The 16,190-nt window shown below is 67.2% G+C and carries 13 protein-coding genes; 3 read left to right on the plus strand and 10 right to left on the minus strand.

Translation table 11 applies throughout. From position 1 onward, the window contains the following. Nucleotides 1-5 precede the first annotated feature (5 nt). The 9 genes from GGC47_RS24830 to GGC47_RS24870 form a co-directional block, all read right to left on the minus strand. Entirely contained in the window at nt 6-1,469 is a 1,464-nt protein-coding gene (locus GGC47_RS24830; protein WP_210245592.1) for an efflux RND transporter periplasmic adaptor subunit, read from the minus strand. After that, nucleotides 1,466-2,950, minus strand: a complete 1,485-nt coding sequence (locus tag GGC47_RS24835; protein ID WP_051988302.1) for an efflux transporter outer membrane subunit — start codon at nt 2,948-2,950, stop codon at nt 1,466-1,468. Before GGC47_RS24835 ends, GGC47_RS24830 begins: the two co-directional genes overlap by 4 nt. A gap of 199 nt (nt 2,951-3,149) precedes the next feature. Next, nucleotides 3,150-3,998 (minus strand): ABC transporter permease, encoded by an 849-nt coding sequence (locus tag GGC47_RS24840; protein ID WP_142021028.1) that lies wholly within the window; start codon nt 3,996-3,998, stop codon nt 3,150-3,152. 32 nt (nt 3,999-4,030) lie between these two features. Beyond that, nucleotides 4,031-4,972, minus strand: coding sequence for an ABC transporter permease (locus GGC47_RS24845; protein WP_142021027.1), 942 nt, complete (start codon nt 4,970-4,972; stop codon nt 4,031-4,033). A gap of 36 nt (nt 4,973-5,008) precedes the next feature. Then, nucleotides 5,009-6,601 (minus strand): ABC transporter substrate-binding protein, encoded by a 1,593-nt coding sequence (locus tag GGC47_RS24850; RefSeq protein WP_142021026.1) that lies wholly within the window; start codon nt 6,599-6,601, stop codon nt 5,009-5,011. A 58-nt stretch (nt 6,602-6,659) separates the two neighbouring features. Beyond that, nucleotides 6,660-8,357 (minus strand): M20/M25/M40 family metallo-hydrolase, encoded by a 1,698-nt coding sequence (locus tag GGC47_RS24855; protein WP_142021025.1) that lies wholly within the window; start codon nt 8,355-8,357, stop codon nt 6,660-6,662. A gap of 71 nt (nt 8,358-8,428) precedes the next feature. Then, a complete protein-coding gene (locus GGC47_RS24860) occupies nt 8,429-9,979 on the minus strand; it encodes an ABC transporter substrate-binding protein (RefSeq protein WP_142021024.1) in 1,551 nt (516 codons plus the stop codon). Nucleotide 9,980: 1 nt separating this feature from the next. Further along, nucleotides 9,981-10,778, minus strand: coding sequence for a polysaccharide deacetylase family protein (locus GGC47_RS24865; RefSeq protein ID WP_142021023.1), 798 nt, complete (start codon nt 10,776-10,778; stop codon nt 9,981-9,983). Further along, nucleotides 10,775-11,599, minus strand: coding sequence for a polysaccharide deacetylase family protein (locus tag GGC47_RS24870; RefSeq protein ID WP_142021022.1), 825 nt, complete (start codon nt 11,597-11,599; stop codon nt 10,775-10,777). The genes GGC47_RS24865 and GGC47_RS24870 overlap by 4 nt, the downstream gene beginning before the upstream one ends. Nucleotides 11,600-11,807: 208 nt before the next feature. On the opposite strand from GGC47_RS24870, the gene GGC47_RS24875 reads away from it, so the two are divergent. Both GGC47_RS24875 and GGC47_RS24880 read left to right on the plus strand, forming a co-directional pair. Further along, the gene (locus GGC47_RS24875; RefSeq protein WP_142021021.1) at nt 11,808-12,599 is read left to right on the plus strand and encodes an IclR family transcriptional regulator; all 792 of its coding nucleotides are present in this window, start codon (nt 11,808-11,810) and stop codon (nt 12,597-12,599) included. 62 nt (nt 12,600-12,661) lie between these two features. Continuing rightward, on the plus strand, nt 12,662-14,350 hold the full coding sequence (locus GGC47_RS24880; protein ID WP_142021020.1) for a M28 family metallopeptidase: 1,689 nt from the start codon (nt 12,662-12,664) through the stop codon (nt 14,348-14,350). A gap of 86 nt (nt 14,351-14,436) precedes the next feature. Here GGC47_RS24880 and GGC47_RS24885 read toward each other — a convergent pair whose 3' ends face one another. Continuing rightward, nucleotides 14,437-15,177 (minus strand): FadR/GntR family transcriptional regulator, encoded by a 741-nt coding sequence (locus GGC47_RS24885; protein ID WP_112762301.1) that lies wholly within the window; start codon nt 15,175-15,177, stop codon nt 14,437-14,439. 245 nt (nt 15,178-15,422) lie between these two features. Here GGC47_RS24885 and GGC47_RS24890 point away from each other — a divergent pair, with 245 nt between their 5' ends. Beyond that, nucleotides 15,423-16,190 (plus strand): HpcH/HpaI aldolase family protein, encoded by a 768-nt coding sequence (locus GGC47_RS24890; RefSeq protein WP_208112915.1) that lies wholly within the window; start codon nt 15,423-15,425, stop codon nt 16,188-16,190.

The raw sequence follows: 16,190 nt of genomic DNA on the forward strand, positions 1-16,190 counted from the left end.
CCCCGTCATGGCTGCGCTTGCGGTCTTTGTGCCCCGGATCCGCTGCCGGGGGAAGCCTCGCCGTTCGGCCGGCCACCCTCGCGGCGCGTGCCGCCGGGCGCCGCCCCGTCCCGCCGCGGCCGCGGCTGACCGTCGGCCGAGGGCGCAGTAGCCGGTGCGGACGGCGCGTCCGGCGCCGGAGCCGCGGAACCTGCTCCCGCGCCCGCGGCATTGCCGCCGGCCTGATCGCCTTGCCGGCGCTGCCCCTGTCCTTGCCCGGGCTCGCGCACGCCGCGTCGGCCGGGCGCGGTGGCCGGCGGCTGGGCAGCGTCCTCGGGGGTGGTGACGCGGACCTTGGCCTTGTCGGTCAGGCGTGCGAAGCCGGTGGTGACGAGCTTCGCCGGTGGCTCGACGCCCGAGGCGATCACGGCCGTCGTCTCATTCTGCTGGCCGACCGTGACATTGACGAGGCGGACCGTCTCGTCGTCGTTGACCACGAAGACGTAAGCTCCGTTCGGCCCGCGCTGGACTGCGGCGGTCGGCGCGACGACGACGTTCTTCAGCATGTCGACGAAGACCCGGACATTGACGAACTGGCCGGGCCAGAGCTGGAGCCGGTCGTTGGGGAAGCGCGCCTTGACCTTGATGGTGCCGGTGGTCTGATCGACGACGTTGTCGATGACCTCGACGACGCCCCTGTCGATGATCGTCGTGCCGTCGGAGTCGAGCGCATCGACCTCGACCGGCCCGCGCGCGACGGCCGCGCTGACGGCGCGAAGCTGCTGCTGCGGCAGGTTGAAGATCATGGCGATCGGTTTGAGCTGGGTGATGACGACGAGGCCGTTCGTGTCCGAAGCGCGCACGATATTGCCCTGGTCGACCTGCCGGATACCGAGGCGGCCGTCGATCGGCGCGCGGATCGTGGTGTAGTCGAGAATGGCCTTGGCGTTGTCGATTGCGCCCTGGTCGGAGCGAACCTGCGCCTCGAGCTGCGCCACCGTGGCGCGCTGGGTGTCGGCCTGCTGGCGCGAGCCGTAGTCGGTCTGGGCGAGCTTGGCGTAGCGTTCGAGGTCGGCGCGGGCATTGGCGAGCTGCGCCTCGTCCTGCGCCTTCTTGGCCATGGCCTGGTCGTACTGCGCCTGATAGGTCGCAGGGTCGATCTTCGCCAGCACGTCGCCCTTCTTGACGTCCTGGCCGTCCTTGAAGGCGATTTCGAGCAGCCGGCCATCGACCTGCGTGCGGGCGGTCACGGTGTTCAGGGCCTGGATCGTGCCGACCGCATCGGCGGTGACCGGAACGTCGTCACGGCGGGCAGGGGTCGCGATGACGGGGATGGCCCCTTCGTTGCCGCCCAGACGAGCGCCACGCCGCCCGCCGCGCTGGCCCTGGGCCGCCTCGCTGTCCCCGCTGGAAGGCAGCCAGCCGCCATTGTAGCTGTGCCACCCCCAGGCGGCCGCGGCGAGCAGCAGGATGAGCAGAAGCCGTTTCATGGCGCGGTCTCGGTGGCGGCGATGGCGGCCTTGCGGTCGGCGTCGGTCCAGCCGCCGCCCAGCGCCTTGAACAGGTCGACATAGGAGATCAGCTTCTGGAGCTTGATCTGCGAGAGCTGGTCCTGCGCCTGGAACAGGGTCTGCTGGGTGTTGAGCAGCGTCACGATGTCGATGGTGCCCTCGCGCAGCCTCTGCTCCGTGATGGTGTAGGCGCGCCGGGCGGAGGCGACCGTGTCCGCCTGCAGGCGTTCGTGGCGGGTGTTCTCCTGGATGGCGATCAGGGCATTTTCGACATCGGCGAAGGCGCTGACGATGGTCTTGCGATAGGTCGCGATCAGCTCGTCGGCCGTGCCCCGCTCCAGTTCCACCCTGGCTTTGAGATTGCCGCCATCGAGAATCGGCTGCACCAGCCCTGCCGCGGCAGAGGCGAAGGCCGCGTCGGGGCGCAGCAGGTTCTTCAGCAATGCGCTTTCGAGGCCGCCCTGTCCGGTCAGGCTGATGCTCGGGAACAGCGCCGCGCGGGCGGCGTGGAGCGTCGCTTCCTGCGAGGTCAGGCGCGCCTCGGCCTCGGCGATGTCCGGCCGGCGCTGCAGCAGCTGCGAGGGCAGGCCGGCGCGCACGGAGGGCACAGCGACCGCGTTCAGGCTGCCGCCCTTGATCGCGACGGCGGCCGGCGTCTCGCCGACCAGCACGGCAAGCGTGACCTTGGCTTGGCGCAGGGAGAGTTCCAGCGGGGGCACCGAGGCCTTCTGCTGCGCGACGACACTCTCCTGCTGGGCGATGTCGAGCTGGGTGGCGGTGCCCACAGCGAGCCGGGCGCGGATGACGGCGAGCGTCCGCTCAGCGGCCGCGATGTTCTCGCGGGCGATGGTCAGCCGGTCCTGCGCCGCCAGAACCTGGAAATAGGTGCTCGCTACGCTGGCGACGGCGGTGAGCGCCACCACGTCGCGGTCGAAGCGCGTCGCCTCGGCGGCGAAGCGGCCCGCATCGGCGGTCGCGCGGTTCTTGCCCCAGAAGTCGAGTTCATAGCTCGCCGAGAGGCCGAGGCTGAACTGATTGCCGACGCTCTCGCTGAACGGTCCGCGCTTGGAGCTCAGCGTACCCGGCCGCAGGCTGCGCGAGCCGTCGACCGAGCCGCTCAGCGTGGGGTAGAGCGCTGCGGCCGAAATGCGTGACTGCGCATCGGCCTGCCTGATTCGCGTCATGGCGATGGCGATGTCGAAATTCTCCCCGAGCGTTCGATCGACCAGCCTGTTCAGCTCGCTCGACCGGAACAGGCGCGGCCAGTCCGGCGAGACTGCCGGCGCGGCACGGCGCTCTCCCGCAGCGTATCCGGGCGTGACGGCGACGCCCAGCTCCGGGCGCTGATCTGCCGGCAGGCAGGCTCCCAGGCCGATGGCGGCGGCAGCGGCGCAGGCGAGGCGGGAGAGGGAACGTCCGACCGCGTGTCCCGCAAGATCACGCCTGTAGCCCGGCACCATTCCGCTCTTCTCCAGCCTCGATCAAAAAGAACGCGGAACACGACGCAACAGAGGCTGCTTCTAGTTTGAACGGCCGACAAGAGAAAGTGAATTTCTCTTCATGTTCGCGCCTGCGACTGCGCGGCGGGCGACCAGAGGTGGAGAATTCGACCGGAGCAGTGCCCGCGATCCGGAAAATCGCCGGTTCGCCTGAGAGCTCTCAGTAGATTCGCCGTGGATCGAGCGCGTCGCGCAAGCCGTCCCCGAGCAGATTGACGGCGAGGACCGTCGCCGAGAGAAACGCCGCCGGGATCAGGACGATATAGAACTTGAGCTGCCAGAGTGTGCGCCCCTCGGCCATGATGTTGCCCCAGGAGGGCGTGATCGGCGGCGTGCCGGCGCCGATGAAGGAGAGCACGGCCTCCGTGACCATGGCGGCCGCGCAGATATAGGTCGCCTGGACGATCAGCGGCGACAGGGAGTTCGGCAGGATGTGGCGGACGATGATTCTCGGCGTGCTCGCCCCGGCGGCGATCGCGGCCTCGACATAGGGCTGTTCGCGCAAGGAGAGCACCGTCGAGCGGACGAGCCGGGTCACGCGCGGGATCTCGACGATGGTCAGGGCGACGATCACGTTGATGACCGAGCCTTTCGTCAAAGCCATCAGCGCGATCGCCAGGAGCATGGAGGGGATCGACATCAGGCCGTCCATGATCCGCATGACGACGACGTCGACCCGCTTGATGAAGCCCGCGATCAAACCCAGAAAGAGCCCTCCGATCGAGGAGAGCACCGCGACGGAGAACCCCACCAGCAGCGAGATGCGGGCGCCATACAGAACGCGCGAATAGAGATCGCGCCCGAGCATGTCGGTGCCGAAGAGGAACTGGGCCGAGGGCTCGCGCAGCCGGCGCGCCAGCGACGTCGCGGTCGGGTCGATCGTGCCGAGCAGGGGAGCGAAGATCGCGATCGCGACCATGGCGACGAGCACGGTCGCGCCGAACGGGATCGTCGGATGCCGCTGCATCTGCTTGAGGGCCGCCGAAAGCCGCGAGCCCTCCGCGCGCATGGATGCGGCCCCGGCGTGAAATGTGGACGAGCTCAATAGCGGATCCTCGGATCGACGAGCGTGTAGATGAGGTCCACGGCCAGGTTGACGAGCACGTAGACGAAGGAGAACACCAGCACGAGCCCCTGGATGACCGGGTAGTCGCGGCGGAGGATGGCATCGACGGTCAATCGCCCCATTCCGGGGATGGTGAAAACGGTTTCGGTGACCACCGTGCCGCCGATCAGGGCGGCGAAGCCGATGCCGATCACGGTAATGACCGGGACCGCGCCATTCTTGAGCGCGTGGAGGAAGAGGACCTTGCGAGGTCCCAGCCCCTTGGCGCGGGCCGTCCGGACATAGTCCTGCTGCAGCACTTCGAGCATGGATGCCCGCGTGATCCGGGCGATCAGGACGATATAGACGAAGCCGAGGGTGATCGCGGGCAGGATCAATCGCTGCAGCCAGGGCCAGACGCCCTCGGAAAGCGGCGTGTAGCCCTGCGGTGGCAGCCATTGCAGCTTCAGGGCGAAGACCCAGGCGAGGATGTATCCGACCACGAAGAGCGGCACCGAAAAGCCGACGACGGAGACGCTCATGATCGCGCGGTCGATCCAGCTTCCGCTCTTCCAGGCCGCAACGACACCGAGCGGGACGGCGATCGCGATCGACAGGATGAGTGTCAGCAGCATCACCGACAGCGTCGGGCCGACCCGCTCCGCCATCAGCGACGTCACCGGCTGGCCGGTGAAGACCGAGTTGCCGAGATCGAAATGGGCGAGGCGCCAGAGCCAGCTGCCGAACTGGACCAGGAAAGACTGATCCAGCCCCAGGCTCTGCCGGATGCGGTCGATATCGGCGGCCGAGGCCTGGTCGCCGGCGATCATCGTGGCGGGGTCGCCGGGCGCCAGGAACAGCAACGAGAACACCGTCAGGGCGACGACCAGCATGACCGGAATCGTCGCCAGGATGCGCTTCACGATATAGGCGAGCATTGGATCACCTGCTGCACGCCGGGGAGAGTGACCGCGTCAGCCACGACGGATGTTCCAGAACACGGTGGCGCTGCGCACGCGATCGACGAGGTCTTTCTTCAGCGCGGTCTGCCGATAGATGGCGCCGAGCGGGATCGCCGGCAGCTCGTCCATGCCCACGACCTGCATCTCCTGGGCGATGCGCTTGCGCTCGTCGGGCGAGGGCGAATTCAGCCAGGCGTCGCGGAGCTCCTCCAGCTTGGGGATCGTCGGCCAGCCGAACCAGGCGTTGCGGCCGTTGCCGCGCAGCATGATGTTCGTACCGGGATCGACGAACCAGCTGCCCGGGAAGAGCCAGCAGCTCATCGACCAGCCGCCCTTGTCGACCGGCTCCTCCGAGCGACGGCGCTGCGCGACCGAGGCGTTGTCGAGCAGCGCGATATCGAGGTTCAGGCCGAGCTTGCCCAACATGTCCGCCGCAACCTGGGCCAGGGGCGTGGTCGAGGCCGGGCTGTCGGCGGCGCCGAGCAGCCTGACACGCTCATTGGCGTAGCCGGCCTCCTTCAGCAGCTGCCTGGCCTTCTCGATGCTGCGCGGCCCTTTCAGAGGGTCGAGCCCGGCTTCGCTGGCCAGTGCGGTTCCGGGCGGGAAAAAGCCGGTGCCCGTCGCGAAGTTCTGCGGATTGGTGCCGGCCACCGCCATGCAGAATTCCGCCTGGTCGATGGCCGGAAGCAGCGCCTGACGGATCTTCTTGTTGTCGAACGGAGCGTTGAGGGCGTTGAGCCGCATCATCGCCATCGAGGGGATGTCCTCGAGCCGTGGCAGGTCGATATCCTTGAAGCCTGCAAGCAGCTCGACCGTCTCGGAGGTCGGGCCGCCGATCCAGTCGACATCGCCCGTCTGGAGGGCTGCGGCGGCCGTCGCCGCATCGGGGATGCGACGCCATTCCACCCTGTCGAAATGGACCATCTTGGGTCCGGCGGTGAGGCCGCTCGCGGTGTTCGGCGTCGGCTTGTAGCCCTGGAATTTCTCGAAGACGGCGAGATTGCCGAGCTGGAACTCGTCGGCCTTGAACCTGAACGGCCCCGATCCCGTGCGGTCGGTGATCTGCGTCTTCACATCCGTCTGCGCGACGCGCTCGGGCATGATCAAGGGCACCGGTGCGCTGAGCTGCCCTAGGATCGCCGGGAGGATCGGGAAGGGGCGCTTCAACCGGAAGCGCAAAGTGCGGTCGTCGACAGCGACGAGCTCGTCGGTCAGCGCAAACAGCGTCGCGCCCATCGGGGCGGCCTGCGACCAGCGTTTCAGGCTCGCGACGCAATCGCGGGCCCGGATCGGCTCGCCGTCATGGAAGGTGATGCCGCTGCGCAGGGTGATCGTGCAGCTGCGGCCTTCATCGCCCCACAGGAAGCCTTCGGCGAGCTGCGGCTGCGGCTGGAAATTCGCGTCCAACCCGAACAGGGTGTCGTAGATCATGTAGCCGTAGTCGCGGGTGATATCGACGGTCGACCACATCGGATCGAAGATGGTCAGGTCCGTGTAGGGCACGAAGCGCAGCACCTTCTGCCGGGATGACTGCGAAAGCGCAGGCGCGCTGATCCCCGCCAGAGCCGCGGCGGCGCCGGCCTTCATGAAACTGCGTCGGTCCATGATGGTCCCCTTGTCGCACCGCGTCGAACGCGGCTGTCATTGGATCAAAATCGGAACATCAGAGCGCTTTGCCGGCCCTGCCTTCGATCAGCTCGATGGCGCGCGAGAGCCCATGGGCAATGCGGTTCGCGCGTTGCCGCAATTGCACCCGCGCCATCCGCGCGGTGTCGGGCTCCAGGCGAGCGAGCGTCAGGGCTGGCGCCAGTCCCGGCAGGATGCGGCTGGCCCGGCCGAGATCGAACTCGAAGGCGCTGCGCGCATGATAAAGCACCGGGTTGAGATGGCGCCCGAGCCGCAGCAGCAGCGGATCATCGGCGCCGGTCGGGTGCCAGCCGCGCAGCGCATCCGTCAGCCGCTCGGCGAGGCCGGTCAGGCGTGCGATGTCCTCGCAGTCCGGCGCGGCCTCGCGATAGGCGCGCAGGCCCGCGAGCACGTCCTCGGCGATGGTTGAGGGCCTGAACGGAAGCGCCGGCGCATTCACCAGACCTGCGACGAGATTGCGATAGATCAGCGTGTCGACCGCCAGGATCTCGGCATCCATATGCTCGATCGTGTCCTGATCGGTATGCCACCACCAGGCCAGCCCGCTGCCGTGCAGGTGCTCGGGGCTGGCGGCGGGCAGGAAGGCGCTGACCTGGGCGGTCGCCAGGCCGATGCCGCTGAAGCTCTGGTCGGAATTGCGGGCCGAACGACGCGGGTCGATATAGGGGTCGAGGCGCTTGACCGAACGGTCGACGAATTCCTCTTCCTCCGGCGTCTGCTGGCCGATCGTCGCATCGAGCACCTGCCGGACATAGGCGGCGAGCTCGGCCGTGGTGTTCCGCAGCGCCTTGGTCGTGCCACCGCGGCTGCCGACGATGTCGACGTTCAGATAGGCGATGGCGTCGTTGTAGAGGGAGTCGCGGAACGCATCCGCATACCAGGACGAGCCTGCATAGCCGCCCTGCTCATGCCCGGTCCAGAACGCGAATTTGACGCCGTAGCGGGGTTTCGGCTGCTGCTTCAGGAGACGCGCGAGCTCGATCAGCAGGGCGACGCCGGCCGTGTTGTCGGTCGCGCCATCGCCCCAGGTGCAGTAATGCGCGCCGAGCAGGATATAGCCGGGCTCGCGGCCTTCGATCTCCGCCACCGGCTGCTTTACCGGGCGCCATTCCGTGCGGATCTCGCTGTCCATCGTGACGGGCGTGCCTGCCGCGACAGCACGCTCGATAATCTCCGCCGCGTCGCGGGATACCTGAATCGCAGGAACGGTGGGCAGCAGCGCAAGATCGGCCGGACCTGTCGGGGCTCCCCAGAGCGGCGAGGCCTGGACGTAATGACGCTGCGGACCGTGCGAGAGGGCGATGACGCCGAGCGCGCCGGCTCGCTGCGCGCTCATGCAGGCGTCGTAGCGCGGCAAACCGTCGATCAGCAGGAAGGCACCTTGCAGTTCGCCGGGCTCGAGCGAGCGGGTGACACGGCCGGTGAGGCCTCCGGGTTGCGTCGAGGCCGTGAAGGCCGCGCCATTGGCGGGAAGCGTCTCGCCGCCGACAGTCAGCGACGCCTTCTCCGGCCAACTGATGAAAGCATCGAATTCCAGGACGTCCTGCGTGATGTCGGACGACGCCAGTTGCGCGCTGATATAGCGGCAGGCCGCATCGGCGCGCTCGGAACCGGGCAGTTTCCGGCCCAGCGCGGCCAGATTGACGACGATCCGCTGCAATCGCTCGGATGAAATTCCAGCAGCCGCCGGGTTGGTCAGTATCGTGCTCGTCATATGGCCCTCGGCCGGTATCGTGATAGATTCGCGAGGTCACGGCCTTGCCGCGACCTCGGCTTCGGCGGCCGTCAGGGGGTGACCGAGACGTTCCAGTAGCGCGGCTTCTGACCGGGCCAGGGCTGGAAGCCTGAGACGTTCTTGCGGACGGCGATCGTCGTGGCGCGCGTGCCCCAGACGATCAGCGGCGCCTCGCTCATCTGCAGGCGATGCACCTCGTCATAAAGCGCCTGCTTGTCCTGCTTGTCGTCGGCGAGGACGAGCTTCTTCAGCAGCTCCTTCGAGGCCGGGCTGTCCCAGACCTTGTCGGGCTGGCGCGCCTTGTCGCCGGTGAAGCGCTCGACGATGAAAAGCGGGTCGAGATAGGGCGTGAGGTTCCAGACCATCATCTGGTAGCGCCCGCTGTAGAAGCGCTCGAACTGGGTGGCGAACTCCATGATCTCGACATCGACATTGAGGCCGACGGCCTGCAGCATCGACTGGAGATAGATCGCCGTATCGCTCATGATCGGCGAGGCCTTGCTCGTGATCAGGACGATGCGATCGCCCTTGTAGCCGGAGGCCTTGATCAGGGCGCGCGCCTTGTCCGGATCGTATTCGGCGCCGTCGCGCTCGACCTGGCCATAGAAGCGGCTGGTCAGCGGGATCAGCGAGGGGGAAGCAATGCTTTTATCGTCCAGAACGGCCTTTGCCAGGCTTTTCCGGTCGATGGCGTGGCTGATCGCCTGGCGGATCCGAGGATCGGCAAGCACCGGATCGCGCGACTGGAGCGGGATCGTATAGATGCCGGCGACCGGCGTGGTCGTCACGGTGACGTTCTTGTCGTTGGCGAAATCCTTGATCGAGGCCGCGTCGACATCGGTCCAGAGGTCGAGCTGGCCCTGCAGGATGCCGAGCTTGGCGACCTGCGCGTCGGGAACCAGATTGATCCTGACCTTTTCGACCTTGGCTTCCTTGGCGCCGGCGAGCCCGTCCGATGGCTCGCTGCGGGATTTGTAGTCGGCGAAGCGGCTGAGCTCGACATATTGGCCCTTGCGCCATTCCGTCATCTTGAACGGGCCGGTGCCGATCGCCGTCGTCCAGTTGCCATTCGCGTCGACCGCGTCCGGATGGGCGATGCCGGCGGAGTCGCAGTCGGCACGCGCCATCGCGCTCAGGAACGATCCGCTTCGTTCGGCGAGCTGGAACGCGACGCGGCGATCATCGAGCGCCTTCACCGACTCGATCTTGGTCGCGTTGGTGCCGTTGAAGGCGCCACGGCAGGGCCACGCGGATTTGGGATCGAGAAAGCGTTCCCAGGTCCAGACCACTTCCTTGGCTGTCAGCGGGGCGCCGTTATGGAATTTCACGCCCTCGCGGAGAGTGAAGGTGTAGGTCTTGCCGTCGTCCGAGGTCTCGATCTTCTCAGCCAGCATCGGAGCGACGCTGCCGTCGGCCCGCCAGGCGACCAGCCCCTCATAGATGTTCTGAAGGACGCTGCCGGTCGCGGTGTCCGGGCTGCGTCCCGGCATGACGCCGCGAATGTCGGAGGTGAGCATCGTCCGCAGCGTCTGGGCATGCGCCCCGCTTCCGGCTGCCGCGAAGGCGCTCAATCCGAGGGTCAGAACCGCAATAGCTCGCATCTCAGTCTCCGACGTTCTCGATCTGGTTTGCCGCGCGTCCGGCGTGGATTTGCTCCGCCAGCTGACCGCAGAGGCCGGGTCGGGCACCCTGCTTTTCGGCCAGTCTGGCGAGGCGTTCGATCAGGGGCAGGCGGGCAAGCCGGCCGACCCCGATATCGGCGCGCGGATGGAAGGTGAGGCAGGCATAGCCATCGACCGCGAGAAGCGCCGCAAGCTCCTCGCGCATGAGGTCTTCCGCCCGGTCCTGCGTGACGCGCCGGCGGAAATGCGTCGCGTCGGTCAGGCCTTCCGAGACCGGAAGCTCGACCATGCCGTACCCGCCATATTCAGCGAGCGCGTAGGGGGTATCGTCGTCGAGGAAGCTCGAATCGTAATGATATCCAAGAGCTTGCAGGATCGGGATCGTGTTCTGCGAGAGCGTGCCGGTCGGGGCCCGGAAGCCGCGCGGAGCGACGCCGCTCAGGCGCCTGAGCGTTTCATGCGCCTCGCCGATCACCGATGCCTCCTCGTCGCGCCCGAGCTTGGCGTGATCCTCGAAGGCCCGGCCATGGCTGGCGATCTCATGACCCTCGCGGAGGCAGCGCTCGACCAGCCGAGGCAGTCTTTCGGCCTCCATGGCCGGCCAGAAGAGGGTGGCGGGCAGACGGTATTCGCTGAGCGCGTCGAGCACCCGCGCAAGGCCGATCCGATAGGTGTAGCGACCATGCGCATCGCGGCCGAACAGCTCGGCCTCGGGCGCGCCGGCCGCCTCCGGCCCGATGCCGTGCACGTTCACGGTGATCAGGAGGGCGCCGCTCATGAGCGCGCATCCCGCCAGCGCGCGGCATCGCCCAGGCAATATTCCGCCAGTTCGCGGCAGGTCATGAAACGCACGCCGGGCGTCGCCTTGGCATAGGCGAGGAAGCGGTCGACGGCAGCTGCCCGTGCCGGGGTTCCGGAACCACCGCCTGCGCGCGGATGGACCGTCAGGTGGACGTAACCGTCGCGGCCGAGCGCGGCGTCGAGTTCCTGGACGAAATTGCGCTCGACTTCCGCCGCCGAGGCGCCGCCGGTGAAGTACATCGGGAAATCGTCGAGCGAGACGGTGTTGTTCGGCAGGATCATGAAGCCATCCTCCAGCAGATAGGGGATGTCCTCGTCCTTCTCGCTCGCATCGTAGATGTAGCCGAGGCGGCGCAGCGTCGGCAGCGTCAGGCGGCTCTTGCGTCCCGAGGGCGAGCACCAACCCACCGGGGCCTGACCGAGGGCCGCGAGGATGTCGTGGGTCTTTTCGAGAAGCTCGGGCTCGCGCTCGCCGAGGTCGAAGCCCTCATGCTGGTAGCCATGCGCCGCGATCTCGTGACCGGCCCGGTGGATCTCGTGAAACGGTTCCGGCCAATGCTCGGCGTCATAGCCGCAGCAGAAGAAGGTCGCCTTGATCGCATGGCGGTCGAGCATGTCGAGATAGCGGCGGATACCGCGCCGCAGCGCGTAGCGACCGCGGCTGTTGACGCCCAAATCGTTCTGCCCGCGACCGGCTTCGACCGCCGGGCCGTCGACATGGATCGTGACGCAGACGATCGCGCGGGCCCGGTCAGGCCATTCGATCCCGCGGACGGGTTCTGTTGCGTGTGAAGCCATCGGCTTTCGTTCCCCTCCGATCCCTTTGACTGCGGCCATGTTCGGGCTGCCGCCAAAGGTCGAGTTCACGAGACCTTGCGTCGGTGAGGCGCTGATGTCAAATTATTGAACCGATGGTTCATTGAGTGAACCAATCGAACTGTGCTATGGCCGGATTCGTCGAATCCGCCGGCCCGGAGGCCGGGCAAGCCGAGCAAGAGGAGAGCCGATGGCGAGCGCGGCACCGCCCAGGGAGATCGAGCAGTACCGGGTCGATGCGGTCGACGCGGCGCTCGGACTGCTGATGCTGATCGCGGAAACGCCGGATCTCGGATTGTCGGAGATCACGCGCCGATCCGGCCAGAGCAAGGCTCGCGTGTATCGACTCCTGTGCAGCCTCGAGGCCAATGGCTTCGTCAGCTGTTCGACCGAAAAGCGCAGCTACCGATTGGGCCTCGCGGCCGTGGCCGTCGGCAATGCGGCGGAACGGCAGATCGACATCGCCAGAGTGGCGGCCCCGATCGTCGCCAGGCTCGGCAGCGATACCGGCGAGACGGTTCAGCTTCGCGTCCGGGACGGCCGGAACAGTCTCTGCGTCGCCGGTTGGGAGCCCGACAGGGCGGTCAAGGTTCTGGCGAATATTGGCGGCAGCCGGCCGATGCATGCCGGTTCAGGCGTCGTTCTCCTGGCGTTTCAGGACGAAGCGTTTCGCGAATCGGTGCTCGGCGAGCCGCTGAAGGCGTTCACCGAGCGGACCTGCGTGGATCCCGAACGTCTCAGGCAGATTCTCGCGACGGTCCGCGAGCAGGGCTATTACGTCAGCCATGGCGAGGTCAGCCCGGACCTGATCTCGATCTCGGCCCCCGTGATGGGGCGCGATGGAAAAATCATCGCCACCATCCATATCGGGGCGCCGACCGGACGCGTCAGCGACAGCCTGCTGCCGAACCACATCGAAACCGTGCGCCGCGCCGCGCGCGAGCTTTCCGCCCTGCTCGGCGGGGCACGGACTGCAGTTTGATGCGGCTGAAACCAGCGATTTCCACGATCGAACCCGCTTACAAAGACAAGGATGCCATCGACATGGCCCTGGCAACACAATCCGATGGCGCCGTCGAAAGCGCGGTTCCGGGCGCGGTCTCCGCGCAACGCATGATGGCCGGGCTGAAGACGCTCGCCCAATGGTCGAAGGTCGCGACGACCCCGGGCGAAGCCTCGAGCTTCGCTTGGCTCAAGCAGCAGCTCGACGAGATCGGGTTGAAGACCCGCCTGATCTCTCACGACGCCTATATCAGCGTTCCCGGCCCGGCCCGGCTCGTTATCGGCGAGCGAACGGTTCCTGCGATCACGCATGCGATGTCGCTGTCCTCGCCGCAAGGCGGCCTGACGGGCCTCCTCGTCGATCTCGGCGACGGTTCTCCCAAAGCCTTCGCGGGGAGGGACGTCGCTGGGCGGATCGTTCTGGTCGACGGTATCGCCAGCCCGGCCGTCGCTGCGCTGGCTTCAGCGGCCGGCGCGATCGGGGTGGTCCAAATCAGCCCGCATCATCTCCTGCACGAGATGTGCATCTCGCCGATCTGGGGGAGCCCGTCCACACAGACGCGCGCGGCCCTGCCGCAGGTGGTCGCCGTCACTGTCAGCAACGACGATGGCCGCGCCTTGCGCGAGGGGCTGAGCGCAGGCGCGAGCGAGGTGACGCTCTACGCCGAGGTCGATACCGGCTGGCGCAAGACGCCCCTTCTCGTCGGCGACATGCCGTCTTCCGGGAAACCCGAAGAGCCCTTCATTCTGCTCTCCTGCCATGTCGACACCTGGTTCCAGGGCGTCATGGACAACGGCTCCGCCAATATCGCGATGCTGGAAGTCGTGCGCCTGTGCATGGAGGCGCGGCGGGACTGGAAGCGCGGCCTGCGCATCTGCTTCTGGTCGGGCCATTCGCAGGGGCGCTATTCGGGCTCGGCCTGGTATGCCGACAACCACTGGACGGAGCTCGACGCCCGCTGCGCTGCCCATGTCAATCTCGACAGCCCCGGCGGCATCGGCGCGCAGGACCTGACCCGGACCGGTTCGGCCGGCGGTCTCTACGACATCGCGGCGGCGGCGATCGCGGCCGAAACCGGCCAGAAACTGGCCGGACGGCGCAAGGCCCGTTCCGCCGACGATTCCTTTCCCGGGGTCGGGATCCCCTCCGTCTTCGGCAGCCTCAGTCTGCAGGAGCCGGGCGAGGTCAAGATGCGGAACGATCTCGGCTGGTGGTGGCACACCGAGCACGATCTCATCGACAAGATCGACCCGGATTTCCTCGTTCGCGACACCCGGGTCGTGCTACGGGTGGTCCTGAACCTGCTTACCCAGTCCAGGCTGCCGCTGGATTACTCCGCCCAGATCTCCAGGCTCGCGCAGGAACTGGAGGATCTCTCGGGCCGCTTGGGCGGTCGCTTCGATCTTGGCGAGACCTTGGAGGCGGCGGGGTCGCTCGCCGATGCTCTCGTGCGATTGAGGCGGGGAGAGCTGGACCCGGCGACGCATGATCAGGTCCTGATGCGCCTGAGCCGCGTTCTGGTGCCGCTGGATTACACGGCCGGCGATCGCTTCGTTCACGATCCCGCGCTCGCGCTTTCGCCCTGGCCGGTTCTGGATGCGATCAGGCGCCTGGCTTCGACCCCCGAGGGCGACGAGGGCCGTTTCGCGGCTGTCGATGCCGTGCGGGCGCGCAACAGGCTGAGCCATGCTTTGCGGGAAGCCCTGTTCGTGGCGCGCGGGTCGGCGTGATCGGGCGAGAGCGGGTTCTTGCCGCCGATGATGTCGCGTTGCTCCTCGTCGGCATCTTGCCGGCGTCGGCGCCCGCGAAGGGGCCTTTACAAGGATAGGTCGAGCACCTTGCCCTCGAAGAGACGGTCGTAGGAGCCCTGGATGTGCCGGCGCATCGCGTCGCGCGCTTCGTCCTCCTTGCGGTCGCGTATGGCGGCGAAGATCGCGTCGTGCTCGTCGAGCACGCCGATCAGCCCGCCTGACGGCCCCAGCAGCGACAGGCCGTGCAGCTTCATGCCGACATTGATGTGGTCCTTCAGCGCCTGCATCGAGGACAGGAAGAAATAGTTGTTCGCCGCCTCGGCGATGGCGATGTGGAAGGCGTAGTCGGCATCCTCGCGATGGCCGTGGGCGCGCGTCGTGTCGCGCATCAGCTCGAGCGCGTTGCCGATGGCCGCCAGCGCTGCCTCGTTGTGCCGCTTGGCGGCGTAGAAGGCGTTGGCGGGCTCGACCTCAAGCCGGAACTCGTAGCAGCGCTGCACGTCGGCGATGGTGCCGACAGGCGCGAAGGCCAGCGCCTTTCCGGGCTCGGGCTCGCCGCCGCGGACGAAGGTGCCGGCTCCCTGCCGCGAGAACACCAGCCCGTCGTCGCGCAGGCGCCGCAGCGCCTCGCGGATGACGGGGCGGGAGACGCCGTAGAGCGCGGCGAGATCATGTTCGCCCGGCAAGCGGGTGTTCGCCGCGTATTCACCCGAGGCGATGCGGGCGCGCAACTGATGATGCACGCGCTGCACCAGCGGGGAGGGCGGGGCGCTTGCGTGATCCTGCGATCTTGCGAACTGGTCCATGCTGCGATGTTTACAAGCAATTACAACTTGGTCAAGGGCTATTGCGGGCGGCAGTGTTTTCTAGATTTTTGGCGATCTGTGCGCTGATAATTACAACATGTTGACATGTTTCCCGGGTTGCGCTTCGATGGAGCCAAGGTCCGAAGAGGCCAGCGACAGGAAACGCTCTGGTGCCGTTCGTCTCGGCGGCTTCGCATCCGACGTGCTCCTGCCTCGCTCTCCGGATCCCGAGCAGCAGGTGGATGATGGCCGAAATTAGAACGAATCGTTTCAAGCGCGATCTGGGCAAGCGACAGCAGCTCGGCATCTTCTCGACCTTCGCGAGCCCGGCGCTCACCGAGATGTTCGCCCAGCTCGGCTTCGACTGGCTGCTGCTGGACACCGAGCACAGCCCCAACGAGCCCTCCGAGATCGTGGCACAGCTTCAGGTCATGGCGGCGCTGCCGGCCGAGCCGATCGTGCGGCCGGCCTGGAACGACATGGTCATGGTCAAGCGCTGGCTCGATTTCGGGGCGCAGACCCTGCTCTTCCCTTACGTCCAGAATGCCGAAGAGGCGGCCCGCGCCGTCAGCTATACGCGCTATCCGCCGCATGGCGTGCGCGGCGTCTCGGGCTCGTCGCGGGCGGCCGCCTACGGGCTGATCCCGGATTATTTCGCCAAGGTCCAGAAGGAGATCTGCGTCATCGTGCAGATCGAGACGGCCGAGGCGCTGGCGCAGATCGAGCAGATCGCGCAGGTCGACGGCGTCGATGCGGTCTTCATCGGCCCCGCCGACCTTGCCGCCTCGATGGGCCATCTCGGCAACACGCAGGCGCCCGCGGTGCAGGCCGCGATCGATGACGGCTTCAAGCGCCTGAAGGCGATCGGCAAGCCCGCCGGCTATCTCACCAACAATGAAGGCGAGGCCGTGCGCCGCGTCGCTCAGGGCATCGACTTCGTCGGCGTCGCCAATGACACCACCATCGTCGCGCGCGGCGCGCGCTCGCTGCTTTCCGCGGTCAAGGGCGGCTGA

It is taken from the genome of Allobosea sp. OAE752 (genome assembly GCF_050433265.1).
GTDB lineage: Bacteria > Pseudomonadota > Alphaproteobacteria > Rhizobiales > Beijerinckiaceae > Allobosea > Allobosea spartocytisi.

Bases quoted from the DNA above. Each gene is read 5' to 3' on its own strand.
- GGC47_RS24830 (WP_210245592.1), bottom strand. From the start codon at position 1,469: ATGAAACGGCTTCTGCTCATCCTGCTGCTCGCCGCGGCCGCCTGGGGG.
- GGC47_RS24835 (WP_051988302.1), bottom strand. From the start codon at position 2,950: ATGGTGCCGGGCTACAGGCGTGATCTTGCGGGACACGCGGTCGGACGT.
- GGC47_RS24840 (WP_142021028.1), bottom strand. From the start codon at position 3,998: ATGCGCGCGGAGGGCTCGCGGCTTTCGGCGGCCCTCAAGCAGATGCAG.
- GGC47_RS24845 (WP_142021027.1), bottom strand. From the start codon at position 4,972: ATGCTCGCCTATATCGTGAAGCGCATCCTGGCGACGATTCCGGTCATG.
- GGC47_RS24850 (WP_142021026.1), bottom strand. From the start codon at position 6,601: ATGGACCGACGCAGTTTCATGAAGGCCGGCGCCGCCGCGGCTCTGGCG.
- GGC47_RS24855 (WP_142021025.1), bottom strand. From the start codon at position 8,357: ATGACGAGCACGATACTGACCAACCCGGCGGCTGCTGGAATTTCATCC.
- GGC47_RS24860 (WP_142021024.1), bottom strand. From the start codon at position 9,979: ATGCGAGCTATTGCGGTTCTGACCCTCGGATTGAGCGCCTTCGCGGCA.
- GGC47_RS24865 (WP_142021023.1), bottom strand. From the start codon at position 10,778: ATGAGCGGCGCCCTCCTGATCACCGTGAACGTGCACGGCATCGGGCCG.
- GGC47_RS24870 (WP_142021022.1), bottom strand. From the start codon at position 11,599: ATGGCTTCACACGCAACAGAACCCGTCCGCGGGATCGAATGGCCTGAC.
- GGC47_RS24875 (WP_142021021.1), top strand. From the start codon at position 11,808: ATGGCGAGCGCGGCACCGCCCAGGGAGATCGAGCAGTACCGGGTCGAT.
- GGC47_RS24880 (WP_142021020.1), top strand. From the start codon at position 12,662: ATGGCCCTGGCAACACAATCCGATGGCGCCGTCGAAAGCGCGGTTCCG.
- GGC47_RS24885 (WP_112762301.1), bottom strand. From the start codon at position 15,177: ATGGACCAGTTCGCAAGATCGCAGGATCACGCAAGCGCCCCGCCCTCC.
- GGC47_RS24890 (WP_208112915.1), top strand. From the start codon at position 15,423: ATGGCCGAAATTAGAACGAATCGTTTCAAGCGCGATCTGGGCAAGCGA.